17 protein-coding genes are annotated in these 16135 nt (G+C 63.6%); 4 read left to right on the forward strand and 13 right to left on the reverse strand.

What is annotated here, in order from left to right; genetic code table 11:
- On the reverse strand, positions 1-539 hold a 539-nt coding region (locus tag AWB78_RS27115), incomplete at its 3' end, for a transposase (RefSeq protein WP_198399358.1).
- A gap of 123 nt (positions 540-662) precedes the next feature.
- Here AWB78_RS27115 and AWB78_RS27120 point away from each other — a divergent pair.
- Positions 663-2207, forward strand: a complete 1545-nt coding sequence (locus tag AWB78_RS27120) for a YifB family Mg chelatase-like AAA ATPase (RefSeq protein ID WP_062609061.1) — start codon at positions 663-665, stop codon at positions 2205-2207.
- A gap of 380 nt (positions 2208-2587) precedes the next feature.
- Here AWB78_RS27120 and AWB78_RS27125 read toward each other — a convergent pair whose 3' ends face one another.
- The gene (locus AWB78_RS27125; protein WP_062609062.1) at positions 2588-3115 is read right to left on the reverse strand and encodes a hypothetical protein; all 528 of its coding nucleotides are present in this window, start codon (positions 3113-3115) and stop codon (positions 2588-2590) included.
- Positions 3116-3344: 229 nt separating this feature from the next.
- Between AWB78_RS27125 and AWB78_RS27130 the strand changes: the two genes are divergently transcribed.
- Positions 3345-3881, forward strand: coding sequence for a peroxiredoxin family protein (locus AWB78_RS27130; protein ID WP_062609063.1), 537 nt, complete (start codon positions 3345-3347; stop codon positions 3879-3881).
- A 61-nt stretch (positions 3882-3942) separates the two neighbouring features.
- Here AWB78_RS27130 and AWB78_RS27135 read toward each other — a convergent pair whose 3' ends face one another.
- From AWB78_RS27135 to AWB78_RS27160, 6 genes are all read right to left on the reverse strand, one after another.
- Positions 3943-5283 carry a sigma-54-dependent transcriptional regulator gene (locus AWB78_RS27135; protein WP_062609064.1) on the reverse strand — a complete coding sequence of 447 codons (1341 nt, stop codon included), beginning with the start codon at positions 5281-5283 and terminating at the stop codon, positions 3943-3945.
- Positions 5284-5302: 19 nt separating this feature from the next.
- Positions 5303-7303: a sensor histidine kinase gene (locus tag AWB78_RS27140; protein WP_374729492.1), complete on the reverse strand. Its 2001-nt coding sequence runs from the start codon at positions 7301-7303 to the stop codon at positions 5303-5305.
- Between the two features lie 32 nt (positions 7304-7335).
- Positions 7336-8625 (reverse strand): dicarboxylate/amino acid:cation symporter, encoded by a 1290-nt coding sequence (locus AWB78_RS27145; protein ID WP_062609065.1) that lies wholly within the window; start codon positions 8623-8625, stop codon positions 7336-7338.
- A 450-nt stretch (positions 8626-9075) separates the two neighbouring features.
- Positions 9076-10077 (reverse strand): lipoyl synthase, encoded by a 1002-nt coding sequence (lipA, locus tag AWB78_RS27150; protein WP_062609066.1) that lies wholly within the window; start codon positions 10075-10077, stop codon positions 9076-9078.
- Positions 10074-10856, reverse strand: a complete 783-nt coding sequence (lipB, locus tag AWB78_RS27155) for a lipoyl(octanoyl) transferase LipB (protein WP_062609067.1) — start codon at positions 10854-10856, stop codon at positions 10074-10076. The genes lipA and lipB overlap by 4 nt, the downstream gene beginning before the upstream one ends.
- An 83-nt stretch (positions 10857-10939) precedes the next feature.
- The gene (locus AWB78_RS27160; RefSeq protein WP_062609068.1) at positions 10940-11266 is read right to left on the reverse strand and encodes a DUF2917 domain-containing protein; all 327 of its coding nucleotides are present in this window, start codon (positions 11264-11266) and stop codon (positions 10940-10942) included.
- Positions 11267-11389: 123 nt separating this feature from the next.
- On the opposite strand from AWB78_RS27160, the gene AWB78_RS27165 reads away from it, so the two are divergent.
- Positions 11390-12343, forward strand: a complete 954-nt coding sequence (locus AWB78_RS27165) for a transcriptional regulator GcvA (protein ID WP_062609069.1) — start codon at positions 11390-11392, stop codon at positions 12341-12343.
- Here the strand turns inward: AWB78_RS27165 and AWB78_RS27170 are convergent.
- Genes AWB78_RS27170 through AWB78_RS27180 form a run of 3 tightly spaced genes read right to left on the reverse strand, consistent with a single transcriptional unit; the run spans position 12327 to position 14788 of the window.
- Complete coding sequence (locus AWB78_RS27170; protein ID WP_062609070.1) at positions 12327-12635, reverse strand: DUF493 family protein; 309 nt, start codon at positions 12633-12635, stop codon at positions 12327-12329. The genes AWB78_RS27165 and AWB78_RS27170 overlap by 17 nt on opposite strands.
- Before the next feature lie 11 nt (positions 12636-12646).
- Positions 12647-13558, reverse strand: coding sequence for a D-amino acid aminotransferase (locus AWB78_RS27175; protein ID WP_062609071.1), 912 nt, complete (start codon positions 13556-13558; stop codon positions 12647-12649).
- Positions 13559-13585: 27 nt separating this feature from the next.
- Entirely contained in the window at positions 13586-14788 is a 1203-nt protein-coding gene (locus tag AWB78_RS27180; protein WP_062609184.1) for a D-alanyl-D-alanine carboxypeptidase family protein, read from the reverse strand.
- Between AWB78_RS27180 and AWB78_RS46750 the strand changes: the two genes are divergently transcribed.
- The gene (locus AWB78_RS46750; protein ID WP_198399363.1) at positions 14684-15211 is read left to right on the forward strand and encodes a hypothetical protein; all 528 of its coding nucleotides are present in this window, start codon (positions 14684-14686) and stop codon (positions 15209-15211) included. The genes AWB78_RS27180 and AWB78_RS46750 overlap by 105 nt on opposite strands.
- Here the strand turns inward: AWB78_RS46750 and AWB78_RS27185 are convergent.
- Complete coding sequence (locus AWB78_RS27185) at positions 15180-15806, reverse strand: alpha/beta hydrolase (RefSeq protein ID WP_062609072.1); 627 nt, start codon at positions 15804-15806, stop codon at positions 15180-15182. The two genes, AWB78_RS46750 and AWB78_RS27185, sit on opposite strands and share 32 nt — an antisense overlap.
- On the reverse strand, positions 15803-16132 hold the full coding sequence (locus AWB78_RS27190; RefSeq protein WP_062609073.1) for a (2Fe-2S) ferredoxin domain-containing protein: 330 nt from the start codon (positions 16130-16132) through the stop codon (positions 15803-15805). The genes AWB78_RS27185 and AWB78_RS27190 overlap by 4 nt, the downstream gene beginning before the upstream one ends.
- Positions 16133-16135 lie beyond the last annotated feature (3 nt).

The raw sequence follows: 16135 nt of genomic DNA on the forward strand, positions 1-16135 counted from the left end.
TTCGCCTTGGCCAGCAGCGCATCGATCTGTTCTTTGAGTTCCAGCTCGGCTTTCTTCATCCGCTCGTAACTCATCGCCTTATGACGCGACGCATTGGCCTTGATCTTCGTGCCGTCAACGGCAATCGTCCCGAGCTTGACCAGTCCGCATTCCTTGGCCAGCTTCACCACTTGCACAAACAGGTCCGACAGTTCCTTCAAGTGAAAGGCGCGAAAGTCGCAAAGCGTGCGATGCGCCGGATAGTTGCCCGCGGCGAGGACCCGGAACGCGACATCTTCATGCAGCTTCCTGGCCAGCTTGCGCGACGAGAACACCCCGGTCGCATAGCCGTAGACGAGCACCTTCACCATCATCGCCGGATGAAAGGGTTGATTGCGCGGGCCGCCGCCCGCATACCGCGCATGGAAGCTTGACAGGTCGAGCGAATCCACCGTGTCGCTGATGTAATAGGCCAGGTGCCCTTCAGGCAGCCAGTCTTGCAGCGCGTGGGGCAGCAACATCTGCTGCTGCGGCTCGTAGGGAAGATAGCTTATTGGCATCTCCTAACAACGCTTACCCGGCTCGGCCGGATGACATCAGATTTCTGCCGCGCATACTCCTAGCGAGCCGTGAGTTTCTAGTTTTGTTGCCGGCGCAATCGAAGCGCCGTTTCAGGTGAAATCATGTCGCTTGCCGTGGTACGCAGCCGCGCGCCCGCCCCTGGGCGCGCGCCGGAAGTCGTCGTCGAAGTCCATCTCGCCAACGGGTTGCCGTCGTTTTCGATCGTCGGCCTGCCCGATCTCGAAGTCCGCGAAAGCCGCGAGCGCGTGCGCGCCGCGCTCCAGAACTGCGGTTTCGACTTTCCCGTTCGCCGCATCACCGTCAATCTCGCGCCCGCCGACCTTCCGAAGGAATCCGGCCGCTTCGATCTGCCGATCGCGCTCGGCATCCTCGCCGCGAGTGGGCAGATTCCGGCCGAATCGCTGGAACATCGCGAGTTCGCGGGCGAGCTGTCGCTGACCGGTGCGCTGCGCCCCATGCGCGGCGCCTTCGCGATGGTCTGCGGCGCGGCCCGCCATTACACGTCCATGCGCGATGCCGGTGCGCGCATCCCCGAGATCTATGTACCGCTGGCCAGCGCGGCGGAGGCGGCGCTCGTGCCCGGCATCGAAGTATTCGGCGCCGCCGACCTGCCGACGCTCTGCGCACATCTCAACGGCGTGCCCGATGCGCGCCTGCGACCAGTGCATGCCGTCGCGCTTGCCTCGACAGCCGGACCAGGCGCCGATCTCGCCGACGTGATCGGCCATCCCGCTGCGCGGCGCGCGCTCGAAGTGGCGGCGGCGGGCGGGCATCATCTGCTGATGGTCGGGCCGCCCGGCGCGGGCAAATCGATGCTGGCCGCGCGCTTGCCGGGCTTGCTGCCGCCGATGAGCGACGACGAAGCGCTCACGTCCGCCGCGATCCTTTCGGCGAGCTCGCTCGGATTCGCGCCCGAGCAGTGGCGTCGCCGGCCGTTTCGCGCACCGCATCACTCGTCGAGTTCGGCGGCGCTGGTCGGCGGGCGCAATCCGCCGCAGCCGGGCGAGATCACGCTCGCGCATCTCGGCGTCCTGTTCCTCGACGAAATCCCCGAATTCGATCGCAAAGTGCTCGAAACCCTGCGCGAGCCGCTCGAAGTCGGGCAGATCACGATCTCGCGCGCCGCGCAGCAGGCGGATTTTCCGGCGGCATGCCAGCTCGTCGCCGCGATGAATCCGTGCCCGTGCGGCTGGCGCGGCGACCCGAGCGGGCGATGCCGCTGCTCGCCCGATGTCGCGGCGCGCTACCTGCGCAAGCTGTCTGGGCCGCTGATGGATCGCATCGACATTCAGATCGAATTGCCGGCGCTTTCGCCCGCGGAATTGTCGGCACGCGGTTCGGAACGTGGCGAATCGAGCGCCGTGGTCGCGGCGCGCGTCGCCGCTGCGCGCGACATACAGACGCGTCGTCAGGGCAAGACGAATCGCGAGCGCGACGGCCGCGAAGCCGACGACGTCTGCCGCCCCGGTGCCGCCGGCGAAGCGCTGTTGCGCGCGGCGGGCGAGCGCTTCGGCTGGTCGGCGCGCGCGTACTACCGGGTGCTGAAGGTCGTACGGACGATCGCCGATCTCGCCGGCGCCGAGATGCCCGACGCATCCCATGTCGCGGAGGCGGTGCAGTATCGGCGAGTGCTATCCGTCGCCTGAAACCTGCACCGGAGGCAATTGGCCCGAGCTCTGCTAGGTGGAAAGATGCTTGTCAAGACTTGACTTATGCACACTGTCGCGATCCTGGCCATTGTTTCATCTCATCAAACCGCTGACTCACCTCAATTTCACAGACCTTTGATTTTATTGAACTATTTAACTTGCCGCGAACGGAGGCAAAGTAACGTAAACCGCATCAACTGGGCTTTGGCGCGTTACCGCACATTGTTTTCCACAAAGTTATCCACAGACATTGTGGATAGCGGAAAAAGTCCATACAAATCCGTGAATTAGCGCGTAAACTTACGAAGGAACTTTGCCTGTCTGACGCGGCCTAAGACGCTTCTTAAGTCAGTACTCGCAGAATTCGAAGGCTTCCTCTAAAACAGTTTGAAGGACGTAAAGAACTGGTCGGCCTGCTCCGTAGGCGGCGATTTGTCTGACACGATCGCAAGTTGATAAACATGTGCGCCCCGAGCGACGAACCGCGCGCGGATCGTCCGCGATTCTTTTTTCTCTCCGCTCTCTCCCTTCACCTCGATCTCGCTGCCCGCCACGCGGCCGCCCGCCGCAAGCTCGATCTGCGTCGCACGCGCTTCCGGCTTCGCGTTCACATTGCGCGCGAGGCCTTGCTGAAGGAAATCGAGCGTCGCGCGCTGCAGGGCCGGATCGGCGCTGGGCAGCACGACCGTCCCGACGGCGAACACCGCGTCGCCGGCTTCGGCGGTCTGCATGCGCATCGTCATCGGCTGACCGGCGATTTCGATCCTGCGCTCATCCGAGCGTGGCTTCGCCGGCAGCGTCACTTCGTAGCCGTCGTCATTGTTCGTCACCGTGCGCCAGTCGTACGCGGGCGAGCAGGCGAGCAGTGCGCCGCATGCGACCGACGCGCAAACCAGCCGGCTCACGGAGGGAATGTTCGGAAGAAAGCGTGCTGCAGCACGCTGGAAACAAGAAAAACTCAGAGACAAAACTCGCTTCATGACAGATGGATGCGTGAAAACCATCATTATCACGCTGCAATGCCGGCCTTATCGGCGCGTTACGGACCCGTCTCGAAATTGGCGCTAAAATATGCGGCAGTCTCCATGGCGGCCGCGTCCGCCCGTTCGCCGGAGAGGAATTTCGAGGTTTCCCATGTCCCAAGCCACGCAAGACACATCCACGCGCGCCAAGAGCCCGCTGCGCTACATCGTGATGGCGCTCGTCGCGGGCGTGATCGCCTGCACCGGGTATTTCGCCTTCGGCGGCCAGCAGAAGGTGCCGGACGCGACGTTCACGCTGCTCTCGGGACAGAAGATTTCGACGTCGGGCGATCTCAAGGGCAAGGTCTATCTCGTCAACTTCTGGGCGACGAGTTGCGAGACCTGCATGAAGGAAATGCCGCAGATGATCGACACGTACAACAAGTTCAAGGGCCGCGGCCTGGAATTCGTCGCGGTCGCGATGAACTACGACGCGCCGATGTACGTGAGCAACTACGCGCAGACGCGCAACCTGCCGTTCAAGGTCGCGATGGACGACGGCAGCGCCGCGAAGCAGTTCGGCAACGTGCAACTGACGCCGACGACCTTCGTCATCGACAAGAACGGCAAGATCCTGAAGCGCTATGTCGGCGAGCCGACGTTCGCGGAGCTCGATCAACTGCTCGACAAGGCGCTGGGCGCGGCCTGACGGGCGTTCGAACGACCAAGCGAAAAGCAGAAAGCCCGCTGGCGACAACCAGCGGGCTTTTTTATCGCTCCGACGACTCGCCCTTTACGACGATTCCATAGCGCTTGATCTTCTCGTACAGCGTCGCCTTGCCCAACTGTAAGCGATCCGCCGCCACCGCGACCGCGCCGCCGCACTGCTCCAGCGCTTGCGCGATCACCGCCCGCTCGAACTGCTCGGTGCGCTCCTTGAGCGATTGCGTCGAGGTATCGAGCGACGCCGCGCCGCCATCGTCGAGAATGCCGAGCACCATGCGATCCGCCGCGTTACGCAGCTCGCGCACGTTGCCGGGCCAGTCGCGCTGCATCAGCTCCGCGCGCTGACGATCCGTGATGAGCGGCGCGGGCCGCTCGTAGCGCACGGCGGCGTCGAGCAGAAAGTGCTCGAAGAGCGGCACGATATCCTCGCGGCGCTCGTTGAGCGGCGGCAGCGTGATCGTCACGACGTTCAGCCGGTACAGCAAGTCGCGACGGAACGTGCCATCGGCGACGTGCTCGTTCATGTCGCCCTTCGCCGCCGCGACGACGCGCAGATTCGCGCGCACCGGCTGATTCGAGCCGAGCCGCTCCAGCACGCCGTCCTGCAAGACGCGCAGCAGTTTTACCTGCAACGAAAGTGGCATGCTTTCGATTTCATCGAGAAAGAGCGTGCCACCCGACGCATGCTCCAGCTTGCCGACGCGCCGCTTCTGCGCGCCAGTGAACGCGCCCGCCTCGTAGCCGAACATCTCCGATTCGAACATCTGCTCCGGCAGCGCGCCGCAATTCACCGCGATGAACGGCTTGTCGCGGCGCGGCGAAATCTCGTGCAGGCTGCGTGCGATCAGTTCCTTGCCGGCGCCGGTATCGCCGTTGATCAGCACGGAAGCGTCCGTCGGCGCGACGTTCGCGATCAGCCGCCGCACCTGTTCGATCGCCGGACTGCGCCCGATGATGCGGCTCTGCCCCGCCCCCGCAAGCTCGCGCCGCAGCGCCTGGTTTTCGAGGATCAGCGACCTGCGCTCCAGCGCGCGGCGCACCGCTTCGATCAGCCGTTCCGACGCAAACGGCTTCTCGATGAAGTCGTAGGCGCCATCGCGCATGGCCTGCACGGCCATCGAGATATCGCCGTGGCCGGTGACGAGGATCACCGGCACTTCGGGCGCGCGTTCGCGGCATTGCGCGAGCAGATCGAGGCCGCTCGCGCCGGGCAAACGGATATCGCTCACGATCACGCCGGGAAAACTCGCGTCGATGGCGCGCGCGGCGGATTCGACGCTGCCGTGGCCCGTCACGTCGAAGCCCGCGAGCTGAAGGCTCTGGACGCTCGCGCGCCGCACGAGTTCGTCGTCTTCGATGAAGATCACCTGCAAACCGGTGCTCATGTCTTGCCTCTGCAAAGTGTTACGCGCGTCGCAACGTCAACACGAATTCTGCGCCGTAGGAGCCGTCCGCGTCGGCCTGCGTGCCGCCTTCCGGACCGTCCGCGACGATCGGCGCAACGCGATTGCGCGCGGTGAGCGTGCCGCCGTAATCGCGCGCGATCGCCGATGAAATCGCGAGCCCGAGGCCCAGGCCCTGCCCCATTTCCTTCGTCGTGAAGAACGGCTCGAAAAGACGCGGCAGCGCGTCGGCGGGAATGCCCGGACCGTTGTCGCGCACGATGATCTCGATCGCGTCCTCGCGCGCTTCCAGCTCGACGACGATGCGCGGCCGGTCACACGACGCGACCGCATCGAGCGCATTGCCGATCAGGTTGATGAACACCTGCTCGAGCCGCAAGTCCTCGCAGCGCACGAAGACCGGCGCACTGCCTTCGGCGAGCGCCGGCGCGACATCGATGACGACGTTCTTCATGCGCGGACGCAGCATCGAGAAGACATTGCGCAGCGCCCGCGCCACGTCCGCGCGCGCGTTCTTCGGCCGCGCCTTCGTGACGAAGAGCTTCAGCTGGTTCGTGATATTGCCCATGCGCTCGGTCAGCGACGCGATCGCTTCCAGATTCTCGCGCGCCGCCGCCTGATCGCCGCGGTCGATCAAAACGCGCGTGTTGTCGGAGAAGCTGCGCAACGCGGCAAGCGGCTGATTCAGTTCATGCGTGATGCCCGCCGCCATCTGGCCGAGCGCGGCGAGCTTGCTCGCCTGGATGAGCTCGTCGTGCGCGGCGCGCAAATCCTGTTCGGCGCGCGTGCGCTCGTTCACTTCCCGCATGAGCTGCTCGTTGGCTTCGGAGAGATCCGCCGTGCGCTCCGCGACGCGCTGATTCAGCTCGGCATACGCGGTCTGCAGAAGCTCACGGCTGCGGATCATCTCGCGCACGCGCGCGCGCCGCATCCGCCAGTAAAATGCGAGCGAGCATAGCGACACGAACACGAGCGCCGTGACGACGACAGCGGTCTGCGCGGCGCTTTCGACGGGATCGAGCGCAGCCATCGTGATGAGTTGCCAGTCCGGCTCGCCGATCGAGCGATGCGTCGCGAGATACGCCGGCGCACGGCGTCCGTCCATCCCGCCGCCGACGCGCACGATCTGCGCGCCGCCCTCGAGCGTCTTCACGATGGTCATCGGCAGCGGCGTGATGGCTTGCTGCGCGTACTGGCGCGTCGCGTACACGGACGCTTCGATGTTCTGCGGCAGCGGCCGCACCGTGTGATATTTCCACGCCGGCACCGACGAAAGAAAGATCACGCCGTGGTCGTCGGTGACGATGAGCGGCTCGGATGCATCGGCGCCTTGCAGCCATTCGAGATTGAGCTTCACGACCGCGACGCCGATGATCTCTTTCGTGCCCTCGCGATAGACCGGCTGCGAAATGTAATACCCCGGTTCGATCGAAATCGTGCCGATGCCGAAGAACCGGCCGACGCCGCCCTTCACGGCATCGATGAAATACGGCCGGAAGCTGTAGTCCACGCCGACGAAGCTGTCCGCGCCGTTCCAGTTGCTCGCCGCGACGCAGGTGCCGTTCGCGCGGACCAGATAGGTGACGGTGGCGTGCGCGCGCGCGTTGAGATCTTCGAGATAGCGGTTCGCGCGTTCGACGTTCGCCTGATCCGGATGATCGAGCGCGTTTTGCACGACAGGATGCCGCGACAGCAGATACGGCAGATATTCGTAGCGGTCGAGCGTGCTCTTGAGCGTGTTCGTCGTGCGATCGACGCGCGCGGCGGCATTGAGCCGAAGCTCGTCGATACCGCTTTGCCACGCGAGATGCCACGTGAGCGCGCAGCACGCCACGAGCGCGGCGAACAGCGCGAAGTACACGAGGATGCGGCGCGTCACGTGAGCAGATTCTCGCGGTTGAGGATCTGTCATTGTGGCATACGCGCCTTCGGGATAAGGCCCTGCGGACGCCGGAAACGACTGCGGCGAAGCACTCGCTGATTGAGGCTTCGCCGCTTGCATGATCGCGTCGTCCGAGGTTGTTGCTGAACGGCTTAGACGGACTTCACTTCTTCGGTGTCGGTCACGTCGACATCGCGTGACAAGGCCGCCTTCAGCTTGCTGCGGTCGAGCTCCTTCTCCCACGCCGACACGACGACCGTCGCCACGCCGTTGCCGACGATGTTCGTCAGCGCGCGGCATTCCGACATGAAGCGGTCGATGCCGAGAATCAGCACCATCCCCGCGAGCGGGATCGTCGGCACGACGGCGAGCGTCGCCGCCAGCGTGATGAAGCCCGCGCCGGTCACGCCGCTCGCGCCCTTCGACGTGAGCATCGTCACCGCGAGCAGCGTCAACTGCTGGCCCCAGGTGAGATCGGTGTTGGTTGCCTGCGCGATGAACAGCACGGCCATCGTCATGTAGATGTTGGTGCCGTCGAGGTTGAACGAGTAGCCGGTCGGCACGACGAGACCCACGACCGAGCGCGAGCAGCCGAGCTTTTCGAGCTTGAGCATCAGTTGCGGCAGCGCGGCTTCCGACGAGCTCGTGCCGAGCACGATCAGCATTTCTTCCTTGATGTACGCGACGAACTTCAGCACCGAGAAGCCGACCATGCGCGCGATCGCGCCGAGCACGACGACCACGAAGACGATCGACGTCAGATAGAACGTGCCGATGAGCTTCAGCATCGGCACGAGCGAGCCGATGCCGTACTTGCCGATAGTGAACGCCATCGCGCCGAACGCACCGATCGGCGCGAGCTTCGTGATGATGCCGACCATGCCGAACAGGATGCTCGACAGGCCTTCGATGAAGTTCGTCACGACCTTGCCGCGCTCGCCGACGTGCGTCAGCACCGCGCCGAACAGGAGCGCGATCAGCAGGATCTGCAGGATTTCACCCTGCGCGAACGCCGATACCAGCGTGTCCGGGATCAGGTGCATGAAGAAGTCGACCGTGCTCTGGCCGTGCGCCTTGGTCGCGAAGGAATCGACGGCCTTGTGGTCGAGCGTGGACGGATCGACGTTGAAGCCGACACCCGGCTTCAGGATGTGCGTCGCCGCGAGACCGAGGATCAGCGCGAACGTCGACACGATTTCGAAGTACAGAAGCGCCTTGCCGCCGACGCGTCCGACCTTCTTCATGTCCTCCATCCCGGCGATGCCGGTCACGACGGTACAGAAGATGATCGGCCCGATCACCATCTTGATGAGTTTGATGAACCCGTCGCCGAGCGGCTTCATGTCCGTGGCGAGAGTGGGATAGAAGTGCCCGAGCGCGATGCCGATGATGATGGCAACGATCACCTGCACGTACAGGACTTTATAGATGGGTTTTTTCACGATGGTTCCAGGCAATAACAAGCAGTTGGCGGAAGGTCAGCCAGCGGCGAGCATGACGCGCGGAAGCGTTTCTCGTGCGCGGTGAATCTGTGGGATGCGCACGTCGAATCGCGCCGCGTAAGCGATAGCCGCTTCGTCGACGGATTCAGGGACGTTTGGATGCGAGAGGGGTCATCGATTTGTCTCCTTGAATTTTATGGGCGGCTCGAAGGCCGTGACGCTTATATTGCAAGGGCGATGCCAGTTTTCGATCTTTTTAAGTCTTTGATTTTTATTGGTTTTTGTTCGGCATCATTTCAGCAGAATCCGAGTTTCCGGAAATCCGGAAACCGGACGTCCGGGGTTCTGGAAGACGTCGACGCCGTGACGCTTCCAACCACTGGCGCACGCTCGAAAAAAAACCCACGGTCGCCCGTGGGTTTTCTCATTCGCCGCGCAAGCCGCAGGCCCTCACACCACGCCCGCGCCGTGCGCCTGCACGTCCGCGTGATAGCTCGACCGCACCATCGCGCCGACGGCCGCATGCGTGAAGCCCATCTTGTACGCCTCTTCCTCGTACATCTTGAAGGTATCCGGATGCACGTAAGCCCGCACCGGCAGGTGATGCTCCGACGGCTGCAGATACTGACCGATCGTCAGCATGTCCACGTCGTGCGCGCGCAGATCGCGCATCACCTGAAGAATTTCCTCTTCCGTCTCGCCGAGGCCGACCATCAGGCCCGACTTCGTCGCGACTTCCGGATGCAGCGCCTTGAAGTCCTTCAGCAGCTTCAGCGAATGGTGATAATCCGAACCCGGACGCGCTTCCTTGTAGAGGCGCGGCACCGTTTCGAGATTGTGGTTCATCACATCGGGCGGAGCGGCGGTCAGGATGTTGATCGCGCGATCCAGACGGCCGCGGAAGTCCGGCGTCAGAATTTCGATGCGCGTTTCCGGCGAATGCTCGCGCACCTGCCGGATGCACTCGACGAAGTGCGCCGCGCCGCCGTCGCGCAGATCGTCGCGATCCACGGAGGTGATCACCACGTACTTCAGCTTCAACGCGCCGATCGTGCGCGCGAGATTCAGCGGCTCGTCCTGATCGAGCGGATCGGGACGGCCGTGGCCGACGTCGCAGAACGGGCAGCGGCGCGTGCACTTGTCGCCCATGATCATGAAGGTCGCGGTGCCCTTGCCGAAGCATTCGCCTATGTTCGGGCAGCTCGCCTCCTCGCACACCGTATGCAGGCTGTGCTCGCGCAGAATCTTCTTGATCTCGTTGAAGCGCGAGTTGCCCGTTGCCGTACGCACGCGGATCCATTCCGGCTTCTTCAACTTTTCGATCGGGATGACCTTGATCGGAATGCGCGACGTCTTCGCTTGTGCCTTCTGCTTGGCAGTGGCGTCGTAAGCGGTGGGCGACGAAGCAGAAGCGGCGGTATCGCCAGCCAGGTTTGCGGTTGCGTCAGTCATTCGGTCGATCCGGTTGTTGCAGCGGCAATTGCGGGGTGGCCGCCGATTTGATGTGCCAGCCGTTCGGCGAGCACGAAGGCTACGTCGCGCCAGCCGGCAGCGACGCCGAGCGTCGCCATGTCGACTGTTTCGAGCCCCGCGTAGCCGCACGGGTTGATGGCGAGGAACGGCTGCAAGTCCATCTGCACATTCAGGCTCACGCCGTGATAGCTGCAGCCGTTGCGAATCTTGAGTCCGAGCGCGGCGATCTTCGCGCCCTGATGCAGTTGATGCAAACGAACGTTCGCGCCTCGATCCGCTTGCACCGCGGAAGGCGCTGCGACATAAATGCCCGGCGCGCCGGCCTTGCGATCGGTGGCGAGATTATACGTCGCGAGGGTTTCGATCACGGCCTCTTCGATGCGTCGCACCAGTTCGCGCACCATCAGCTTGCGGCGGCGCAGATCGATCAGCAGATAAGCGACGATCTGGCCCGGCCCGTGATACGTGATCTGTCCGCCGCGATCCACCTTGACGAGCGGAATGCCGCTTTCGGCGAGGAGAAGATGCGCCGGATCGCCCGCGAGGCCGAGCGTGAAGACCGGCGGATGCTCGACGAGCCAGATTTCGTCCTGGGTGTCGGGCGTGCGGGCGTCGGTGAACGAGCGCATCGCGTCGAAGCTTTGCTGGTAAGGCTCGACACCACGCCAGCGCAACGCGGCCGAATACTCACCGGAACTGAGCACGGTGTCGGACGCGTCGGTAAATTCTTGTGAAAGTGCAAGCGGTGTGGCGGACATGGTGCCGGTAGTTTACCGAAATCGTCCCATGCCCGCCGATGGTGAATTCGCATGCCTTCGATGGCAATTTTGAATAGTTGATGTCAGACAGTGCGCCAGCCCGAACGGAACCGTTGCGCAAGACGCTCGATGCTGGTCGAGAGCCAGTGCATCGCGCGTTCGTCGCAGCGCGGCAGGATCGTGAAGACGACATGCGCCGGACGGTCGCCTTCGACCGACAGCCACAATCGCTCGCGTTCGCGCAGCTTGAGGTTGTCGCCGGGCGCGAGCCAGTAGTCCTCGATGTCGTTGCTGCGCGTCGCCCAGACGGGCTTGCCGTGCACCGTGAGGCGCGTGCCGCGCGCGATGCGCATCGGCACGGTTTCGCCGGGCTTGATTTCGAAGGTGACGCTTGTTGATATTTCTCGCATGATCCACTCCACCAGAGGAACGTTTCGATGACTACAATCCTAGGCGTGGCAAGGCTTCAGACAAAACGATCAATTTTCACCGCTATGTGAGCCGTATTGACAACGACAACGCCGACCATCCACATGGACCTCCGCCAGCTTCCCGCCCTGAACGCGCTGCGCGCCTTCGAAGCCGCCGCCCGTCACGAGAGCTTTTCCCGCGCCGCCGACGAACTTTTCGTCACGCACGGCGCGGTCAGTCATCAGATTCGCGCGCTGGAAGCGGAGTTGGGCGTGTCGCTGTTCGCGCGCGACGGCAAGCGCGTGCGCCTGACCGATCGCGGCCGCCAGTACGCCGCCGAGGTGCGCGCGGCGCTCGTCTCGCTGGCCGAATCGACGCGCCGCATCCGTTCGGGCGATCGGGACCGTCGGCTGATCGTGTCGATGCTGTCGTCGTTCTCGGCGCGGTGGCTGACGCCGCGCGTCGGGCGCTTCATCGAAAAGCATCCGGAAGTCGACCTCGAACTGCTGTCGACGAACGCGCTCACCGACTTCAATCGCGACGATGTGGACGTCGCGATCCGCTTCGGTTACGGCAAGTACGCGGGGCTGCACGCGGAAGAGTTGCTCGACGAAGTGTTCTTTCCGGCGTGCTCGCCGAATTTTCGGGGCGGCGAGTTGCCGCGCGTGCCGCGCGATCTGGCGAACACGACGCTCCTGCGCTCGGACGAGGAACTGTGGCGGCCATGGTTCGACGCCGCCGGACTCGCCGACCTGCCGGAGCCGAAACGCGGTGTTTTGTATGAGGATTCGTCGAATCTGCTGCAGGCGGCCATCGACGGGCAGGGCATCGCGCTCGTGCGCCGCTCGCTCGCGATGCAGGAGATCATCGCGGGAAGGCTCGTCCGGCTTTTCAACGTCGACGGCCCGAGCCCGTGGAAGTACTACTTCGTGTGCCCGACCGCGCTCCTTCAGACGAAGCGCGTGCAGGCATTCAGAGAATGGATTTTCGATGAAGCCGAGCAGTTCAGGCTGCTCTACGAGCGCACGCCGGCGGTGTGCGATGCGCCCGCGGGCAAGATCAGAGCACTACCTTGACCATCGGATGGCCGGTGAGCGCGCGATAGATATCGTCGAGATGGGCGCGATTCTGCGCGCGCACGGTGCAGGTGAGGCCCGTGTAATTGCCGCCGGAAGACGGCCGCGCCTCGACCCGCGACGCGTCGAACTCGCTGTCGAACGCCTTGAGCACATCGACGATCGTGTCGTGGAATTCCGGATGCGTCTTGCCCATCACCTTGATCGGGAAATCGCAGGGGAAGTCGAACAGTTCGTCGGCGCTGTGTTTCGCGCTGTCGGTGGGGTCGATGGATTGTGGCTTGTCAGTCATGGCTTTCTCCTTCACTTCGCGCGTTTCACCTCTTCCGCGAATTCGCGCGCTTTGGCCCGCTGGTAGGCGTCGTAGAGTGCAGCATAGATCGGACCGGGGCGGCCGTCGCCGACGCTCGTTCCGTCGAGCGTGGTGATCGGCATGACTTCCTTGGTCGCGGAGCTGATCATGACTTCATCGGCCGAGCGCAATTCCGCTTCGGTGATGTCGCGCTCCTCGAAAGGGATGCCCGCCTCGCGCGCCAGTTCCTCGATGAGCCCGTAACGGATGCCTTCGAGAATGCGCGGTCCGCGCGGCGCGCCCAGCAGCGTGCCGCCCTTCACGATCCATACATTTGAGGACGAACCTTCGGTAAGCAAGCCGTCGCGCAACTGGATGGTTTCGAGCGCACCGTTTTCCGCGGCGTGTTGCGCCATCAGCACATTGCCGAGCAGCGAGATCGACTTGATGTCGCAATGCAGCCAGCGCTTGTCTTCGGCGGTCACGGCCACGGCGCCGCGCGCGCGATCCGCCATGCTCGGGAACACGAGCTGGCCGAGCATGATGAACACCGTGGGCGTGATGCCCGCCGGGAACGCATGCCCGCGACGCTTCGCGACGCCGCGCGTCACCTGAATATAGACGAGCGCATCGCCGTTGCCGGCGTTCTCCCGGATCACGCGGTCGATGAGCGCGCGCCAGCCGGCGTCATCGAACGGATTGTCGATTCGGATCTTGCCGAGACTGCGATTCAGCCGCGCGAGATGCTGCTTCAGCCGGAACGGCAGACGCGCGCCATCGGCTTGCGCGTAGAGTGGCACGACTTCATACACGCCGTCGCCGAAGATGAACCCGCGGTCGAGCACGGGAATGCGCGCTTCGGAAAGCGGCCCCCACTCGCCGTTCAGATACACCGTCGGATCGAACACTTCAGGCTGGCTCATCGGGACCGCTCCTCTTTCGACTATCGATTACTTACGTTTTTGCCACCACAGCAGCGCCGAATCCCACAGGCGGCCGAAGATGCCCGCCTCCGGCACGTCCTGGAGCGCGACGAGCGGGAACTGCGCGACTTCCTTGCCGTCCGCCATCATCTTGACGGTGCCGATCTGCTGGCCCTTCTTGATCGGCGCGACGATGAGATCGTTGCGCGAGATGGCCGGCTTGACCTTGTCGCCCAGACCCTTCGGCACGGTGATGTACTGGTCCGTCGTGACGCCGGCCTGCACGTTGTCGGCCGCGCCCTTGTACACGCGCGGCGATTCGATCACCTGATTCGCCTTGTAGAGACGCAGCGCGTCGTACGCGGTGTAGCCGTAGTTCAGCATCTTCAGGCTGTCCTGCACGCGGTTGTGCTCTTTCGGCTCGCCCATCATCACGGCGACGAGACGGCGGCTCGCGTCGGGCACACCCACGAGCGAGCGCTTCGCGGTCGCGATCAGGCAATAGCCCGCGGCCTTGGTGTGGCCGGTCTTGAGGCCATCGACGGTCGGATCGAGCCACAGCAGGCGGTTGCGGTTCGGCTGCTTGATCTTGTTGTACGTGAAGTCCCGCACCGAGAAGATGCTGTAGTACTCGGGGAAGTCGCGGATCAGGCGCGTCGACAGCACGGCGAGGTCGCCCGCGGTCGTGTAGTGCTGCGGATCGGGCATGCCGTTCACATCGGCGAAATTCGTGTGCGTCATGCCGATGCGCTTCGCCGCCGCGTTCATCAACGTGACGAAGTTGCCTTCGCTGCCGCCGACGAGTTCCGCGAGCGCGATGGCCGCGTCGTTGCCCGACTGGACGATCATGCCGTACACGAGATCGTGCACGGTGACCGGCTTGTTCGCCTCGATGAACATGCGCGATTCGTCGGTCCGCACGCGGCGCACGGCCTCGCTCGGCATGACGGTCTGATCCATGTTGATCTTCTTCGCCTTCAGCGCGTCGAAGACGAGATACGCGGTCATCAGCTTCGTGAGCGATGCCGGCTCAACGCGTTCATCCGGATTGCCCGATGCGAGCACCTGATTGCTGGTTGCATCGACGAGCACCCACGAGCGCGCGGTCACGTCGGGCGGCGGAACTTGAGCGAAAGCGCTTGCTGCCGCCAGCAGGGCGGGCAGAACGAAAGCGGTTTTGACGGAAACGGAAACAGAAGAAACGGACAGGCCGGAAGGGACAAAGCGCATAGGATCGATCGGCGGAAAAAACACGCTACGACGATGGCGATCGGGGATCGGAGGATCGGCGAAGCACGGGTTGAACAGGCAGACCGTCGCTGCCGTCGGGCTTCTCGCCATGACAGCGGCGCGCGCGGCGCCGCGGCGAAGAAGCGCTCGTTCGACAGACGGACGCGAAAACGGTTCTCGGAAGCCGGGGTTTCGAAAGAAGCGGCCGGAAACAGCGAAAAAATTCTGCGCCATTATACGCGCGGCACGCTGTCGATTTCCTTCGAATCTATGCGGTTACCGCTCGTTTTAACGTTTTTCGGGCTGCGCTTAGCCGCTTTTACCGATCACGAAACAATGCGCGCGCGAAGCCCTTCAAAGCGCTTGCGCGGCTCGCCTGATGCGGGACCGCTCAACGCCATGCGTCGACGATCACGCGCTTGAGAATGTGCAGCTTGCGGTGAAAGAAGTGCTCGCCGCCGGGAATCACGACGACCGGCAACTCCTGCGGCCGCGCCCAGTCGTAGACGGATTGAATGGGCACGGTGTCGTCGACTTCGCCGTGAATCACGAGCGTCGTATCGGGCACGGGCGCGACCTCCCAGCGGCTCGCCGCCGTGCCGACGAACACCATGCGCTCGATGTCCTTGCCCGCTTCCAGCATGCGCTTCGCGACATGCGACAGCACGAAGGTGCCGAACGAAAAGCCCGCGAGCACGATCGGCACGTCGGCCTGGCCGGGTTGCGCGCGCATGTGGTCGATCACCGCGAGCAAGTCGTCCTGTTCACCGATGCCGTTGTCGTGCTCGCCGCCCGTCTGCCCGACGCCGCGGAAGTTCGAGCGGTACGTCACGTAACCGAGCTGGACCATGGTGCGCGCGAGCGTCTGCGCGACCTTGTTGTCCATCGTGCCGCCGAAGAGCGGATGCGGATGCGCGACGAGCGCGATGCCGCGCGGCGCGGCATCGGTTTTATCGAGCGCGCATTCGATCTTGCCGACGGGCCCGTCGATGAGGAATTTTTCGGTTTGCGCGTTCATGCCGGTTGATCGATGAGAAGACGTTCGACGACTTTGCCGTTGACCAGATGCGAATCCACGATTTCGTCGATATCAGTTTCATCGACATACGTGTACCACGTGCCTTCCGGATACACGACGACGACCGGCCCGAGCTCGCAGCGATCCAGACAGCCGGCCTTGTTGATGCGCACTTTGCCTTCGCCCGCGAGGCCCAGTTGCTTCACGCGTTTTTTCGCGTGCTCCTGCATGGCCTGCGCGTTGCAGTTCGCGCAGCTCGGACGCGGGGCGTCGGCATCGCGCTGATTCAGGCAGAAGAACACGTGGTACTTGTAGAAGGAATCCATGAG

This window comes from Caballeronia calidae, from assembly GCF_900044055.2.
Taxonomy (GTDB): domain Bacteria; phylum Pseudomonadota; class Gammaproteobacteria; order Burkholderiales; family Burkholderiaceae; genus Caballeronia; species Caballeronia calidae.

Coding starts and splice junctions, on each gene's coding strand:
- AWB78_RS27120 (WP_062609061.1), top strand. CDS start 663: ATGTCGCTTGCCGTGGTACGCAGCCGCGCGCCCGCCCCTGGGCGCGCG.
- AWB78_RS27130 (WP_062609063.1), top strand. CDS start 3,345: ATGTCCCAAGCCACGCAAGACACATCCACGCGCGCCAAGAGCCCGCTG.
- AWB78_RS27135 (WP_062609064.1), bottom strand. CDS start 5,283: ATGAGCACCGGTTTGCAGGTGATCTTCATCGAAGACGACGAACTCGTG.
- AWB78_RS27140 (WP_374729492.1), bottom strand. CDS start 7,303: ATGCAAGCGGCGAAGCCTCAATCAGCGAGTGCTTCGCCGCAGTCGTTT.
- lipA (WP_062609066.1), bottom strand. CDS start 10,077: ATGACTGACGCAACCGCAAACCTGGCTGGCGATACCGCCGCTTCTGCT.
- lipB (WP_062609067.1), bottom strand. CDS start 10,856: ATGTCCGCCACACCGCTTGCACTTTCACAAGAATTTACCGACGCGTCC.
- AWB78_RS27160 (WP_062609068.1), bottom strand. CDS start 11,266: ATGCGAGAAATATCAACAAGCGTCACCTTCGAAATCAAGCCCGGCGAA.
- AWB78_RS27165 (WP_062609069.1), top strand. CDS start 11,390: ATGGACCTCCGCCAGCTTCCCGCCCTGAACGCGCTGCGCGCCTTCGAA.
- AWB78_RS27170 (WP_062609070.1), bottom strand. CDS start 12,635: ATGACTGACAAGCCACAATCCATCGACCCCACCGACAGCGCGAAACAC.
- AWB78_RS27175 (WP_062609071.1), bottom strand. CDS start 13,558: ATGAGCCAGCCTGAAGTGTTCGATCCGACGGTGTATCTGAACGGCGAG.
- AWB78_RS27180 (WP_062609184.1), bottom strand. CDS start 14,788: ATGCGCTTTGTCCCTTCCGGCCTGTCCGTTTCTTCTGTTTCCGTTTCC.
- AWB78_RS27185 (WP_062609072.1), bottom strand. CDS start 15,806: ATGAACGCGCAAACCGAAAAATTCCTCATCGACGGGCCCGTCGGCAAG.
- AWB78_RS27190 (WP_062609073.1), bottom strand. CDS start 16,132: ATGGATTCCTTCTACAAGTACCACGTGTTCTTCTGCCTGAATCAGCGC.